The following is a 14,563-nucleotide window of genomic DNA, read 5'->3' on the forward strand; positions in this document are numbered from 1 at the left end:
TTTGAGGGTTTTCTGACAGGCACTATTTAAGCTCTCTGGCAATATATCAGGAGTAGCAATACGAAGCCGCTTCTCTCGGCTTAATTCGCCACTGATGATTGTGACATCCCGTTTACTGACACCAAACTGTCTGGCGATAAATTTCACCAGGTACGCATTTGCCTTGCCCTCCACAGGTGGGGCTTTAATACGCACTTTCAAGCTTTCACCATGCAAACCAGAAAATTCATCCCGACTGGCACGGGGTTGTAAATGACAGGAGAGAATCAAATCCTTCTCTTGCCAGCGATAAAAAGTCATGAGGGCTCCCAAATCGGCTGCTAGACTCACGGCCGCGGATAACAGCCGGAGTCTATCGTACATGCTGCAGATATTAGCCAGATCCCATTCCCGGAAACAACAAAAGGTAAGTCTGCTCTGGGCAGTTTTTCTGGCTGCGCTGGTAGGTGGAATGAGTCTGGCGTCCTCTGGTCATAGCGATGAGCAGCGTATACCCATCAAAGGGCTGGTGATTTTTGGAGACAGTCTCTCCGACAATGCCAATACCTGGCGTCTCAGCCACTACTATATGGGGCTGCCCGATCCACTTAATGAAAATTACGAAACGAATTATTTCAAGGATATGTTTGCTGGTCCTATCCCCTGGCTGGTGACCAATCTCGGGCCTTTGGTTGTTCCTTTTCCTGTTTTTCCTACTGCGCCCTATAACAAAGGCTATTTTTCCAACGGGCCTGTGGCTGTAGAGATGCTGGCCGCTTATGCGGGGCTGGATATCAATAATCCGGATCAGTATCGCAATCTGGCTTTTGGAGCCAGCTGGACCACAAGCTTACTCGATAACGTAATGCAATCCTGGGAGCAAAGACGGTTGCCTGGGCTGCGGTTGATGTTTCAGGGAAAGGTACTGCCCCCAAGTCTTGAAACGGTCACCGATGTGTACCTCAGCCATAACAAAATGCTGGACCCCGATGTTGTTTATGTCATCTATTTCAATGGCAATGACTATCTCAACGGCTTCAGTGACCCAAGTGTTGTGGCCTCCCGGCAGTTTACCAACATCCGCAAGCTCATTGAGGCAGGAGCGCGCCATATCTTCTGGGGGCTGGTGCCTGATTACACCATGTCGCCCTGTTTTCATAAAGGCCCTCGGCGAGATGTCGTAGACCAATGGGGGCACGAACATAACAGCTATGTGCGTAAACTCGCACAGGGTGTTACCCACGCCTGGCCGCAGGTGAAACTGGTGTTGGGGGATATTGGTGAAATCTTTCGCACCGTTGCTCAGGATATGAGGCAGGAGGGCGGTATTCTGGATAGCCCCTGTGTGAATGTGTATATCCCAGGCTGTGATCGCAGTCCGGATATGGTTTCGATATTTAATATGAAGGAAGCAACTGTATGTGAAAACCCAGATCAATACCTGTTTTGGGATCAGGTGCATGCAACTGCGCGGGTTCACCGCATTGCATCAGGTTATGTCTGTCGCGTACTTTTGCAGGAAGGCTATCAACTCGATTGTCCAGACATTGAAGACTTAAAAAGGATATAAAAAGTTTTTTAAAAAAAGGTGTGCGAGATTTCCAATATCTTGCAAAAGATGGCCGATAACGTAGATTGAGAAGTGTCGGCTATGGAAATTTTAATGAACGGACGCAAAGGCTCCCTGCCTTCTTTATTGGCATTGAGTGTTGCTGCTGCCATTGGCAGTGGCTCGTTTGCCCCTGCTTCGCACTCAGTTTCACCCTCTCAAAAATCCTTCACTGCCAGCTGGGAATGTACGGCCGCCAAATATCAGGACTGGCGCTGCAGCACCAAACCCGGTGAACCTTACGCAGACAACCTTGAACAGATTGCCACCCAGCGCAGCTCGCTGCGGGGCAGTTTTGCCAACCTGTTACAAAGCACGATTAAAGATCACGTCGCGAACGTTAAAAGTGAAACCCGCATCGTTCAGCCCTCTAAACATTCTGACGGGGGAAGTGGTGACCTCAAGCCCACCGTCGATCCGATTTATAACAATATTCCCGATGTAGAATGGCAGGCTGCTCAGGATACTGCAGCCCTTGCATCTCCCGAACCGGAAGAAGAAAAATATATTGAAAAGACACTGCCTCATCGCTCTCTTGCAAACAGCGATTGGGTCGGACGTCTGGGATCACGTTCCTCATGGCCGGAAGATCAAACCCGACTGCCTGAGCGAAAAAATGGAGATATAAAAAGACAGCTCGGCAGCGAGAAATTGACTGAAGAGGAAGTTAGCCGTTCGGTTTTGCTCTCAACGTGGCTGGGGCGAGCCAAGCGCCGCTCTTCCTGGGCTGATAGCTCTACAGGGGAGGGGAGCAAAGATCGCACCCTTGCTCTTGCTGGTCTAAAGGAAAGAAAAAAGAGTGAGCCCCTGCTGGATCGGGAGCGAGAACTCTCGGCAGATGGCTGGCTGGAAGAAGCCGACAAACGTACCGCCTGGGCAGAAGAACCACCCGCAAGAGAGGGTATTGAAGAAATAGTCGCAGAAAAAGAAGCGGTCGTAGAAACAGAAGAAGAAATAGTCACAGAAGTCGTCGCAGAAGCAGAAGCAGAAACAGAAACAGAGGTAGAAGCAGAAACAGTTACAGAAACAGTCGCAGCAGCAGAGATGGTGGCATCGATTGATACTGACGATGAGCAATCCGATGTCAGCGACGAGCCGTCCGATATGATGCTGGTGAGCAGTATCACCCTATCCGAAGAAGATGAGGCTCTTGATAGCTCGACTCCACTGAGTGCAGATGAACAGGCGGTTGGCGATTCATTGGACGATATGCCGCAGCAGGCTGTCGCTCAACCAACTCTGTCCCCCAGGAATTTTGTGCCTAAACCTATGGGCTTCGGAGCAAGCTTGCTTGCCCATCAGGCCAGTGGTCCTACACCTTTCAATGGAACTATTGTTCCACCGCGCAATGTTCAGTCGGCACAACGAGGCATGCCATCCTTCCAGATGCAGATAAGGCAGACTCAAGACTCACCTTCCATGCAGCCATCTATGCCACCTCCGAAACAAGAGAGACCTCAGTGGCTGCCAGATCTGGAGGTGACTCCAGCAGAGCGTCTGGCCAAGGCTTATCCAAGGGACAATCCCAATCCCAACCCCAAGCGTCATATGCCATGGCAAAATCGTACCAGCCCGGAGCAATGGCAGCATGCTCCGGCCGAAACGGCGGTGCTTAACACAGGCAACTTAAACCCCAGGCCAACCAATGCCTTTGTGACACCGGATGATATTCCTCTGCCGGGTAGAGAGCGTGCCAACCAGTTGCCACCATCACCCCACAGCGAAACTGCGCAGGTAGGCCGTGTTGGCAGAAGTTGGTCACTGTCCGGGCAGGTGATGGCTCAAATCGCACCGCAGGTTCCGAATCCGGTTCCTGCCCCTGTCATCGTTGATGGTGTGGATAACGACTGGCCTGCACCAAGATATACCGCCAGCAACAGGCTGGCACCACAACTGCCGCCTTATACCAGTAATCCAACCTGGCCTGGCAGCCGGGAGGCTCAAAGCGTACGTTCTTCCGCAAGCACTTTGCCCCCAAATACCGGCATGAGCACGTATCGCAGACCGCCGCCGGTTTCTCCAAAGGATATTTACAAAATGGCTTCTGCTAAGGAGCCAACTTCAGCCGGGCAGGCAGCTCCAGCACAATCGCCTTTTGGCAAAGCTGGAAAGCAGGTGACAGACGGTCCCAGTTCTATTGACCGTTTCAAGGAAAGTACGCGGGAACCTGCTGCTCTGATTGAGCCAGCACCCCAGCCCAAGGTTGAGCAGCCTCGCGCTCTTCCCCGGCAACCCGCCCAGTACATGCCAGGGCTCCAGCACGCTAGCTATAAACCGCAGACAGTACTGAAGGCTTCTGTTAACGACATGCTGAATGCGCCGAAGAACAGTGTTTCGATTCAGTGGATGGCGACAACCCAGCCCGGACAGATTACCCGTTTCAAGCAACGCTTTCCGGTTCTGAAGGATGCAACAGTGGTGCGCTTTCTGAGCAATGGGCAAACGTGGCATTTATTATTGTCCGGCATTTTCCCCAATATGCCGTCAGCCATGAAGTATCTTCATTCAGAAGAGTTGAAAGGCACTGTGAAGCAGCTCAATCCGTGGACGCGCCCACTCTCAGGCCTGAAAAAGCTTGATGTGCTCAAGAGCGATAGGGCTGCGGCGCCCAAGGCGTTGCCACAAGGGCAGTATACTATTCAGTGGTTAGCAGCAGACAGCCCTGCCATTCTCAAGGAGTTGAAAGGTCGCTTCCCCCAATTGAGCAGCGCCGAAGTGGTTATGCTGAACCGCAGCAACAAGGTGCAATACCTTCTGATTCAGGGGCGTTATGGAAGCCATCAGGCGGTGACGACCGCTTTGCGGTCACCGGAGCTGTTCAACCTGAGCAAGCAGATGAAACCAAAAGTGCGCCCCATGGCAAGCCTGCGGCATAACACTGCAATTATCCGTCAGCCGATTTTCACACAGGTGAGTGTGCCTATCGACAGACAAACCAGCCAGATTCTTAATGCACCAGAAGGCTCGTTTACAATTCAGTGGCTGGCGGCACACAAGCCGAAAGTGCTGGATGCGTTGAAATCCCGTTATCCCACACTGAACTCTGCAGAAACTATTCACTTTCGTCGCAACGATAAAGACTGGTATGTGCTGGTTCAGGGGCAGTACGCCAGCTATCGTGATGCGATGAAAGCACTGAACTCGCCGCAAATGCAGGAACTCTCCGGCAAGCTCAAGCCCTGGACTCGCAAAATCTCAGGACTTCGCAGGGTTGCGGGCAGTTAAATCCTATAGATAACTGCGACCGACGTTGTTCCTTGAAGAGCGAAAAAATTCACTCGCCACCATTATGCGAAAGCAATGGTCCGGGTACTTAACTGATACCACTTCGATAATGATGACTGAAACTGGAGGCTAAGAGTCTGGTCATTGAAACGGTGTTCGTAGCGTAATGGCGGGTATATGATGATTAGCTGAATATAACTCCAGCACATATTTTCCAGAGGGCAATTCGGTATGAAGGCTTTATTCAAATGGCTTGGAGGAGCAGTGGTTGTTCTTCTGGTACTCGGAGTAGCAGCCGCACTGATACTGCCGATGGTGATTAACCCCAACGACTATAAAGGGGAAATCACTCAGGTTGTGCGTGATCAAACGGGCATGACTCTGGAGATTAAGGGCAATATCGACTGGTCCGTATTCCCCTGGGTTGGCTTGAGCCTTCAGGATCTTGTGATCGACGATCCACAGCAAAAGCCTTTGGGTACTCTTAAACATGTGTCTGTAAAAGTAAAACTGATGCCGCTACTCAGTAAGCAGCTGGATATCTCAACGGTTGAACTGGATGGTCTGACGTTGAATATGGTTGTGGATAAAAATGGCCAGCCAAACTGGTTGCCGCAACCCAAAACCGCAGGAACCTCTGCGCCAGTTCCGCCAAACGTACCGGAAGATGGGCACGGAAATGGATCAACCCCTTTGCTGGCTAACCTGAACGTAGCTGGCATTGCTATTACCGATATTTCTGTCAACTACCAGAATATTCCAGCCAGGCAGGAAATTGCCATTACCAATGCCCAGCTGCAAACCGGTGCAATCACTTTTGGCAAGCCATTTACCCTTACATCGTCTTTTATGGTGAATAACAGGCAACCTGCCATGAAAGCAGAAATCAGCCTGAACGGAACAGTTACTCCAGACCCGGAACAAGCCAGCTACACCATTGATAACCTGAAACTCTCTGTGACTCCCGCAGTGAAAAGCGATGCTGAAACGCTGGTAGTCGATGGCCGTATCGCTGCGAAAGGCTCAGATGTAAACGGCAAGGTTTCTGTTGCACCTCTTGATCTTGCAGCCTTTATGCAACAAATGAACCTGCCTCTGCCCAAGCTGGCCGGTGGTGATAAAGTGCTGCGTAAAGTCAGTCTGGGTACAGCATTCAAGATGGATAAAAACAGTGTGACCATGAATGACCTTTTCGCCATTGTGGATAGCAACGAGCTGAAAGGCACGTTTGCAGTGACCGATCTGAAAACACAGGCCATCACTTTTAACCTGAAAGGCAATAATGTGGTTGTTGATCCGTATATGCCGGTAGCAGAAACCGCTGCCCAGGCAAGTGGGAGCACTACCGCGCCATCAACAGTACCGGCTTCTGCAAAGGCTCCATCTTCTTCAAAAACATCTACCGCTGACGATGTGATTATTCCTGTGGATGTTATCCAAACCCTGAATGTGCACGGTAAAGCGGAGCTGGCTTCTCTGACAGTGAAAGACTTCCGGTTTGATAACCCTAATCTGGAGATAAAAGCCTCCAGTGGTTATGCACAACTTACCAGCCTGAATGCCGGGTTTTATCAGGGAATGATAGAGGCTGCTGCAGCTGTCGATGTGCGTGGACGTTTGGAGAAAGCCCCGCAGATTTCCGCCAAAGCTGATGTGAAATCCATCAGCATTCCTGCCCTTGCCAAACAGCTTTCTGACCTGGAAAAGGTAACAGGACAGGCTAATGCCAATCTGAAAATTCTTTCCCACGGTTTAACCCAGAACCAGCTCACCAGAGGGTTGAATGGCACGGTGGATTTCAATATCGCAGACGGTGCACTTCTGGGAACCAACTTCAACCAGATGGTGTGTGGTGTGATTGCCAAGGTTCGCAAAGAGCGTTCAACCAAAACCGACTGGCCAAACCAGACCAGTTTCCAGAAGCTGCAAGGCACCGTGCGTATTACAGAAGGTGTGGCTCACAACAATGATCTTACCGCCGCTTTGGCGCAACTCAACCTGAAAGGGGACGGTAGCGTGGATTTGGTGAACCAGATGATGGATTACCACGTAGGCCTCACTATTACAGGTGATACTGCAGACGATGAAGACTCCGCCTGCCGTATTAACGAGAAGTACGCCAACATCACCTGGCCAGTGCTCTGTAAAGGGAAACTGGGCGATAGCGGCCTTTGCGGAATAGACGAGCAGCGTCTTGGGCAGGTTTTGGGTAAAATCGCCGAGCAGGAAATCAAAGGCAAACTGCAGAAAAAGCTTGAAGACAAGCTCAAAGACTCATTGAAAGGACTATTTAACTGATGACACAAACAGCGACCATTCAACAGGCAATTTTTAGTTGGTATGACCAGAATGGTCGCAAACACCTCCCCTGGCAGCAGAACATAAATCCTTATCGGGTTTGGTTGAGTGAGGTGATGCTGCAGCAAACTACGGTTGCGGCGGTTATTCCGTACTTCGAACGTTTTACCAAAAGCTTTCCCACGGTTCAGGCTTTGGCTGCAGCGGATGTTGATGATGTTCTGCACCTGTGGAGCGGCCTTGGTTACTACAGCCGTGCCCGTAACCTTCACAAAGCCGCGCAAATGGTTGTGGATGTGTTTGGTGGTGTATTCCCGGAAAATCTCGATGATCTGCAAAAACTACCCGGCGTTGGTCGCTCAACAGCCGGAGCGATTGCCAGCATCAGTATGGGGATTCGTGCGCCGATTCTGGATGGGAATGTAAAACGAGTACTGGCACGGCTTCATACCGTTTCGGGCTGGCCGGGGAAATCTTCAGTTGCCAAAGAGTTGTGGAACATCTCCGACCAGTACACCCCCAACGAGCGGCTGCCCGCCTGGACTCAGGCCATGATGGATATGGGGGCAACCTTATGCACCCGCAGCAAACCGAAGTGCGAAAGCTGCCCCGTCGAGCAGTGGTGTGAAGCTCATGCTCAAGGTCGGGAAACCAGCTATCCGGAACCTAAACCTAAAAAGGTTCTTCCGGAAAAGCATGTACGCATGCTTATGCTGGTGAATGACCACGGTGAGGTTTTGCTGGAGAAGCGTCCACCAGTGGGTATCTGGGGCGGGCTATGGAGCTTTCCTGAGTTTGAGGCAGACGACGAACTCAGCTTTTCTGTTCAGAATAAACTAGGCGTAATGCTGGCTGATACTGAGCAGTGGAATAGTTTTCGTCATACCTTCAGCCACTATCATTTGCACATTGAACCGGTTAAAGCATTCACAGAGTCAGGTGCAACTGCTATTGCGGACGATAAAATTTGCTGGCACCCGTTAAATGAGGTGATGAGCCTTGGAGTGTCGGCACCGGTGAAAGACCTGCTGTCACGCTTAGAGAAGAGCCTTTAGCTTTCACAGTTTTGGCGATTTTTGCAGCGGATATTGTCGGTGTCAGATAGGCGTCGATTGACGGGTACAGCGATTTGATAAACCCAAGCATATAGTCCGGGGTTTTGAATCCGGGTTTACCAATGTTATCCAGAGTGATTTCAATCTGATCTGAACACAGAAGTAACATCGCATTGTTGTAAAAATCTTCTGTGCCCATTCTCCGGTCAATAGGGGGAAGCACCTGTTCCACGGAACACCCGACTGCAGTTTCGTACTCACTCTCAAACTCTTTCTTCAGTCGGGTTTCTAATCCCTTTCTTACCAGATAAAGGTGCAGCGCCATTTCAATATTGGATCGCTCATAATTGCCGGTTCTGTCTTTTGCACTCTTACAACCGCTGGCGATGGCCAATCTCATAACGCGCCCCAGTTCACTGATACAGGTCGTAAAGGTAAAAGGAGTATCTCCCATTACCTGGTGCAGTTTGTTGGCAAATACATAGCGGATCAGGTAACACAATTCCATAAGCTCTTTTTTCAGAATCGGGTCAAGATCCGGGTTTTCATCAAGGAAGTTTTGCACATAGCAGTCATCCGACAGAGGGCTTGCCGGGTCGAGGGTGCCGAACAGATGCAGGAAGGATCTCCGGTTGTAGTTATCGGCATTCTCCCATGTGTGGGCGAGTTGCAAAGAGCTGGCATAAGCCAGTTGATTACAGGGGCATACAAACATAAAAATTTCGGGTTGGACACGAACGGAACCTTTCGAGCCATCTTGACTGTGCAGCGGAAGTTCAATCTCTTCTGAATTCAGTTCCTCAATACGTTTATCCAATTTGTGACACCAGAGTCGTTCGTTATCAACGCCGGGGATGCTGGAAAATGTTGGGCGCAGATTGTCAGGGCTTAACAGGCTAATGTAGAACATGCTCAACTTGAACGTATGGAGTGAGAGCTGCCCCTCAGGACGAAAACCTGCTTTCATTTGATCGGGGTAAAACGTCAAACCGCACACGGTTAAAATATCTTTAAAGCGTTGCCGGGTAATTTTCTTTTGCAGACTTTTATTGGTGACCGTGTACGCAAAGGGCACACCTGTGCGCACCTCTTTCATGATATCAGTGTTGCCTAAAGTGACGCGGGTGACAGTCAGGTTGACTGCACGGTCAGCATCGCGTTTACATGATGGAAATAAGGTGCCATCAACACCAAGGGCACTCTGGCTTCCCTCAAGCCCGACATCAAACATGACCAGAGCCATAGGTTTATGGGAAACTGTGATGGGGTAAAACTGGCCGTCGAACAGATAAAATAGCTCTTTGCTGCGTTCCTTTGGTACCTGTGCACTGAGCACCCGTTCACGGGCGATAGTGAATGCTTTTTCATCAATATTGAGTATCTCTCTTAAACGCTCCTCCCGCCGTTTCAGTTCAAGTAGGAAGTGGGGAATTCCTCTAAAAGGGTAAGTCTGCTCTGCTCGCCATTGGGTTAGCTTTTTGCAGGCTGCTGCGAAATCAGCCCTTTTGCCTGCTTGTGCTGTTGAAAGACACACCTGTGCTGTTTCTGCCATAACGTTAATAGCCTGATCCCAGTTGGCATTGCTTCTAAAATCTGTTTTGCGAAATTGTTGAATAACTTTGGCAGATTGTTGAAGCCTTTCTTCAAGGTTTTGTACATCGATTCTCAGGCCGGTGAGAATATTCACTTCTCCTTCCACATCTGTCTCTTTTGGAGGCAAGCCCTCCCAGAACTCTCTGGCTTTAGTGCATACCTTAATGAAACGCTCCGCATTGTGGATATAATCCATGTTGTTTATGGTGGCACTGTCGATAATCTCGCCTCGCAGAGCTGTTTCTACCTGCTCAAAAAAAGCAATGGTTTTAGGGAAGGGGTTTACGGTGGTTCCGTAAACATAAAGAAACTCTTCTTCTTCCTCTAAAGCCTGAAGTACGTCCTGCTGCCAAACTGGTGGATTCAAACCCAACGCTTCACAGGTGTGGGGGAACAGCTCATTAAATGTGGTTTCATAGACAGCCAGATAACTCTGAAAAAGAAAGCAAATCGAATCATCGTCATCAGGAATAATAAAGCTGGAACGCAACAACCGGAAGCAGTGAGTCTGAATGCGTTCTTGCTCCCATATGGGTAAAGGGTGGGGTGCTTTGGGCCATTGACGCTGGATTGCACGGCGAATAGGGGACTGACTGTTGGCAAAATCAAAAATCCTGGCCTGCTTTGAGTTTTTAATCAGGCAAACCTGTGTATCACCAGCCTCCAGGAAACCACCTGATGGGCTGGAACTGGTAAAACCTCCTGTAAGGGGGAATGCTTCATTGGAACCGAGGGATAAGGTGTCGTAGGTGCCTTCGTAATCATGATCGTCGTTCAGCTGTCTAATGTAGTGCAGTACATCCTTTTTATCGCCCAGGCTCAAATGACTTTTCAGGGCAGACAAAACTTTCCTTCCCTTCTCAGATACGGTGATCTTCTCTCCTTTTTCTTTTGAGTTTTTTTTGAAAGATAGCGTCAAAGACCGCAGACTTTTCTTTTTTGATGCTTTAGCGCTGGGAGAAGTAGACAGCCAGGTGGACTCCAGACTGCGCTCCAAATCCCGGAGCTTGTGTTTACTGCGAACAAAAGGAATTGTAAGACTTTTTGCCTTGGCCACTTCTAACTCGCCTTCATCTTCGTCTTCATCTTCATCTCCCAGAAGGAGGTGCTCCAGATTTGGGGCTCTGCTTGTCACAAACATGTCAGCTATGGGGAAAGGAAGGTTGAGATCCCGGCTCTTTGCTGCAGCAGTGGGTGGCGGCGCTGGCTTGCAGGGTTCACTCAGACTGGTTGTTGGGGAGGTTTCTTTTGCTGAAGACAGAGTCGATATAAAACGACCTTGGCCCTCTTCTAAAGAAGTCATCTCCACCTCACGAATCTTTCCTCGGGCGTTAATGGCCCGGATAATACGGCCTGTGGCTGGATCCCGCACGAACTCTGCCTGGGGCAAAACTGGAGATTTGCGACAGCCAGCCTCTTGGGTGTCGGCAGGAGTGACTTGAGGCTCTAACTGTGCTGGTAAGGACATGGCCACAATAGTGTTCCTTGTGGGTTTCTTGTTGGGTGAAATAAGACATCCAAAACACAGGCATGACTGTGACAAGGCAGTTAAGCCTTACTGAAAGCGTTCTCTATTGTCTCTCGAGGGGGTAATATTCCGGGGCTAAGAATGTATTGGAGTACTGCCATGTCCCGCACCGTTAACTGCATCAAACTTAAAAAAGAAGCGCTTGGTCTGACTATGCCTCCCATGCCGGGTCCTAAGGGGCAGTGGGTGTACGAGAATGTGTCTCAGGAAGCCTGGAAACTGTGGCAGGAACACCAGACCCGCCTGATCAACGAAAAACACCTGAGCCTGATCGATCCGGAAAGCCGTAAGTATCTGAATGAACAGATGGATAAGTTTCTGAAAGGGGACGAGTTTGATAAGGCGGAAGGCTACGTGCCTGAGGCGAAGTAACATTCCCAGGCTTTGTGTGCGGGTAAGCTGCTGATTTACAGGGTAAACCGAAGTGTTTTTTCTCAGTCGGGCACCAAATTCGCCCTGATTGGGCAAAAGCCGCCCGTGGGTGTTGACTCTTCAAATCGAAAACAGTTTAATACGCCCGCACTTGTCGCAGTGCCTGGGTAGCTCAGTTGGTAGAGCAGCGGATTGAAAATCCGCGTGTCGGCAGTTCGATTCTGTCCCTAGGCACCATTTCTTTTTCTAGGATGCAGCGATAAGAAAGCCTAAGCCTGGGTAGCTCAGTTGGTAGAGCAGCGGATTGAAAATCCGCGTGTCGGCAGTTCGATTCTGTCCCTAGGCACCATATTGAAAAGCCCTGAAGCCTTTTGGTTTCAGGGCTTTTTTCGTTAGCCCCATCACACAACATATTGTACAGTGGCAACCACAGCACCAAGCGGCACTAAAAAGACATCGCACAGGCTGGGTTCACCACAATGAGAAGAAGAAAAACAAAAGCAGTTCTCGCATTTATCGCAGCGGCTGTCACTACCTTCCTGCTGGCAAGCATTAATCACACTCTGTTTGTACTCCATGAGCTGGCTGAACTGGGCATTGCCATCAGCACTTCAATTCGCATGCAGGCAATATCGGGTGATATGGCAGGGCTGTTACCGGGTTACGGTGCAGTGATTTCTCTTGGGCTTTTGCTCGCCTTCACATTCCTGAAATTCATCTCAAAGAAGCTGGTAAACCAGCCAAACCCACAATGGTATTGGTGGGGGCTGGCCGGTGGTTTCACTCTATTTAGCGCACTTATGCTGATGCAGCCACTGCTCAATATTACTTTGATTGCTGGTGCCCGCAGTGATTTTGGTTTTGCCATGCAATGCCTGTCCGGTGTTTGCGGTGGCGTTATTTATGGAATGCTCAGGCCCCAGACACCCATAGCCGGAGAAAAAGAATTATGAGGCAGGTAACTTTTCTACAAGCAGTTTCCCAACAGAGCCTTATTTGCATAATGGTTTTGTTATTTTTGATCCAGGTGCAAACCATCAGGGCAGATCAGCCTGAGCTTAAGGTGACAGAGGTTGTCCGAGGTCTGGATTCGCCCTGGTCCTTAGCGGAATTGCCCGATGGACAGATACTGGTTACAGAACGATCCGGCGCATTGAAACGAGTTCACAATGGCCAAGTGCAAAATATAGAAGGTGTTCCTGCTGTTTATTTTGCCGGGCAGGGCGGTTTGCTGGATATCAAACTCCACCCCCAGTATCCAGAAAATGGCTGGGTCTATCTCAGCTATGCCTACGGAAATAGGAGTGAAAACGCGCTGCGCGTGATGCGTGGAAAGATTAAGAATAATACACTGGTGGAGCAACAAATTTTGTTCACGGCGGCTCCTTTCAAAGATACCCCCGTGCATTACGCAGGCAGAATAGCGTTTATGCCCGACAATACATTCCTTTTGTCCATTGGCGACGGTTTTGATTACCGGGAAAGCGCACAGAAAAAAGACAGCCTGTTAGGAAAGATTATCCGTTTGAACGACGATGGCTCGATTCCATCCGATAACCCTTATATTGCTGATAGCGGCACACGAGGAGAGCTGTTCTCCATCGGGCATCGCAATCCACAGGGGCTTATTTACGACAAGAAACGTGATCTTGTGTTTTCCAATGAGCATGGCCCTGCTGGTGGTGATGAAATAAACATTATCAAGCCCGGCAAAAACTATGGGTGGCCGGTGATTACCTATGGCCGTGATTACTCGGGAGCGTCTATAACGCCTTTCACAGAATATCCGGGCATGGAACAGCCGCTGGTGGACTGGACGCCCTCCATTGCACCATCTTCCATGGTCATTTACTACGGAGATATGTTTCCGGAGTTTGATGGTGATTTACTGAGCACCACTCTGAAAACTCGGGAAGTTCGCTGGGTTCAAATGCAGGGCCGGAAACCCGGCAAGCAGACGTCCTTACTCAACAATCTCGATGAGCGTCTGCGCCATATTGAGATCGCTAAAGATGGCAGTCTGTACCTGCTCACAGATAGCGGCAAGCTTTTGAATATCAGTCGATAGCCATCCCCTAAAAGCCCGGGTACTTATGAATCGCCGCAAGAAAGGCAACCAGATACTGAAAAAGTGCGCCAGGCGGGCAAAGGCAAAGCTGGCTCCAAAAATCACACCGAGATGGGCAGCATACACTGCTCACTCATCTTCCCGAGACTCTGCCGGGCTTCACGGAACTCAAGTCTGCGCTCCCCTTTCTTATTGGTGGTGATCTCAAAAATCAGCACCCTCTCATAATCATCACCTCCCCACTTAGAAAAAGTACCGTCATAATTAAAGCGTTTAAGTAATAAGCGGCCAATTTCTGTGAGATAGTTATGCCCCCATGAGATGTAGATAACCGAGTTTCTGTACTTATCGTTGAGTAGTGCCGTAATAAGTTGCCTGGGGCGGTTGTATGGAATCTCAACATTCACCGGTAAACCAAAGGAAATAGCTGTTGGCTCAATAGTTGCCAGTGGTCGCATATAGTGATAGTAACGGGTTACGCCATCTTGTCTGGAGCGTCTGGGAGAGGGGTGTGGTGCATAAATCTCGGTAGGGGAAGGAAAATTCGCGCGAAAATAAGCAGGAAGCTTCAGAGATCGATTAAAGCCGCGGCAGTCCAGCTGGCCAAGGTCATTAGCAGGCTTTTCTCCGTGGCGGATGAATATGAGGGTTTGCACTGGCTCTGGTGGTAAGTCGTTTGCCAGAGCGAATGAGTAAAGAGGAAGTAGCAGGAAAAACACAGCTTGACGTTGTGGTAACTGAAACATAAGACGCCACACTCAATGAGTGCGGCTCTCCTTAAACGACAAATGTCTGAAAAATAGCTGTAATGTCTCGGCCAGTCCAACCCAACCCGG

The 14,563-nt window shown here is 49.7% G+C and carries 10 protein-coding genes, 2 tRNA genes and 1 pseudogene; 10 read left to right on the forward strand and 3 right to left on the reverse strand.

The window, feature by feature from the left end:
• The coding region (locus tag E1189_RS11035) for a DUF167 family protein (protein ID WP_155160322.1) at positions 1 to 300 on the reverse strand (300 nt) is incomplete at its 3' end.
• 61 nt (positions 301 to 361) lie between these two features.
• On the opposite strand from E1189_RS11035, the gene E1189_RS11040 reads away from it, so the two are divergent.
• The 4 genes from E1189_RS11040 (at position 362) to mutY (ending at position 8,166) form a co-directional block, all read left to right on the forward strand.
• A complete protein-coding gene (locus E1189_RS11040; RefSeq protein WP_155160324.1) occupies positions 362 to 1,549 on the forward strand; it encodes an SGNH/GDSL hydrolase family protein in 1,188 nt (395 codons plus the stop codon).
• 93 nt (positions 1,550 to 1,642) lie between these two features.
• Positions 1,643 to 4,813 carry an SPOR domain-containing protein gene (locus tag E1189_RS11045; RefSeq protein WP_155160326.1) on the forward strand — a complete coding sequence of 1,057 codons (3,171 nt, stop codon included), beginning with the start codon at positions 1,643 to 1,645 and terminating at the stop codon, positions 4,811 to 4,813.
• A gap of 231 nt (positions 4,814 to 5,044) precedes the next feature.
• Entirely contained in the window at positions 5,045 to 7,111 is a 2,067-nt protein-coding gene (locus E1189_RS11050) for an AsmA family protein (protein WP_155160328.1), read from the forward strand.
• Entirely contained in the window at positions 7,111 to 8,166 is a 1,056-nt protein-coding gene (gene mutY / locus E1189_RS11055; RefSeq protein ID WP_155160331.1) for an A/G-specific adenine glycosylase, read from the forward strand. The genes E1189_RS11050 and mutY overlap by 1 nt, the downstream gene beginning before the upstream one ends.
• Here the strand turns inward: mutY and E1189_RS11060 are convergent.
• Positions 8,060 to 11,227: an inositol phosphate phosphatase SopB gene (locus E1189_RS11060; RefSeq protein WP_155160333.1), complete on the reverse strand. Its 3,168-nt coding sequence runs from the start codon at positions 11,225 to 11,227 to the stop codon at positions 8,060 to 8,062. The genes mutY and E1189_RS11060 overlap by 107 nt on opposite strands.
• Before the next feature lie 141 nt (positions 11,228 to 11,368).
• Between E1189_RS11060 and E1189_RS11065 the strand changes: the two genes are divergently transcribed.
• The 6 genes and pseudogenes from E1189_RS11065 to E1189_RS25440 all read left to right on the forward strand — a co-directional run.
• Positions 11,369 to 11,659 (forward strand): oxidative damage protection protein, encoded by a 291-nt coding sequence (locus E1189_RS11065; RefSeq protein ID WP_329601988.1) that lies wholly within the window; start codon positions 11,369 to 11,371, stop codon positions 11,657 to 11,659.
• Positions 11,660 to 11,820: 161 nt separating this feature from the next.
• A tRNA-Phe gene (locus E1189_RS11070) sits at positions 11,821 to 11,896 on the forward strand.
• A gap of 36 nt (positions 11,897 to 11,932) precedes the next feature.
• Positions 11,933 to 12,008, forward strand: a tRNA-Phe gene (locus tag E1189_RS11075).
• 130 nt (positions 12,009 to 12,138) lie between these two features.
• Positions 12,139 to 12,612, forward strand: coding sequence for a hypothetical protein (locus E1189_RS11080; protein ID WP_155160335.1), 474 nt, complete (start codon positions 12,139 to 12,141; stop codon positions 12,610 to 12,612).
• A gap of 110 nt (positions 12,613 to 12,722) precedes the next feature.
• Positions 12,723 to 13,727 (forward strand): PQQ-dependent sugar dehydrogenase, encoded by a 1,005-nt coding sequence (locus E1189_RS11085; protein WP_329601989.1) that lies wholly within the window; start codon positions 12,723 to 12,725, stop codon positions 13,725 to 13,727.
• Positions 13,728 to 13,752: 25 nt separating this feature from the next.
• Positions 13,753 to 13,800 (forward strand): annotated as a pseudogene (locus E1189_RS25440) (hypothetical protein); the annotation flags it as partial.
• 28 nt (positions 13,801 to 13,828) lie between these two features.
• Here the strand turns inward: E1189_RS25440 and E1189_RS25445 are convergent.
• Positions 13,829 to 14,473 carry a histidine phosphatase family protein gene (locus E1189_RS25445; RefSeq protein ID WP_230460331.1) on the reverse strand — a complete coding sequence of 215 codons (645 nt, stop codon included), beginning with the start codon at positions 14,471 to 14,473 and terminating at the stop codon, positions 13,829 to 13,831.
• Between the last annotated feature and the right edge of the window lie 90 nt (positions 14,474 to 14,563).

Source organism: Parendozoicomonas verongulae, assembly GCF_009711465.1.
GTDB classification, from domain to species: Bacteria; Pseudomonadota; Gammaproteobacteria; order Pseudomonadales; family Endozoicomonadaceae; genus Sansalvadorimonas; species Sansalvadorimonas verongulae.

What these genes read in the sequence shown, in the direction of transcription:
- E1189_RS11065 (WP_329601988.1), top strand. Translation starts at nt 11,369, where the DNA reads ATGTATTGGAGTACTGCCATGTCCCGCACCGTTAACTGCATCAAACTT.
- E1189_RS11080 (WP_155160335.1), top strand. Translation starts at nt 12,139, where the DNA reads ATGAGAAGAAGAAAAACAAAAGCAGTTCTCGCATTTATCGCAGCGGCT.
- mutY (WP_155160331.1), top strand. Translation starts at nt 7,111, where the DNA reads ATGACACAAACAGCGACCATTCAACAGGCAATTTTTAGTTGGTATGAC.
- E1189_RS11060 (WP_155160333.1), bottom strand. Translation starts at nt 11,227, where the DNA reads ATGTCCTTACCAGCACAGTTAGAGCCTCAAGTCACTCCTGCCGACACC.
- E1189_RS11050 (WP_155160328.1), top strand. Translation starts at nt 5,045, where the DNA reads ATGAAGGCTTTATTCAAATGGCTTGGAGGAGCAGTGGTTGTTCTTCTG.
- E1189_RS25445 (WP_230460331.1), bottom strand. Translation starts at nt 14,473, where the DNA reads ATGTTTCAGTTACCACAACGTCAAGCTGTGTTTTTCCTGCTACTTCCT.
- E1189_RS11045 (WP_155160326.1), top strand. Translation starts at nt 1,643, where the DNA reads ATGAACGGACGCAAAGGCTCCCTGCCTTCTTTATTGGCATTGAGTGTT.
- E1189_RS11040 (WP_155160324.1), top strand. Translation starts at nt 362, where the DNA reads ATGCTGCAGATATTAGCCAGATCCCATTCCCGGAAACAACAAAAGGTA.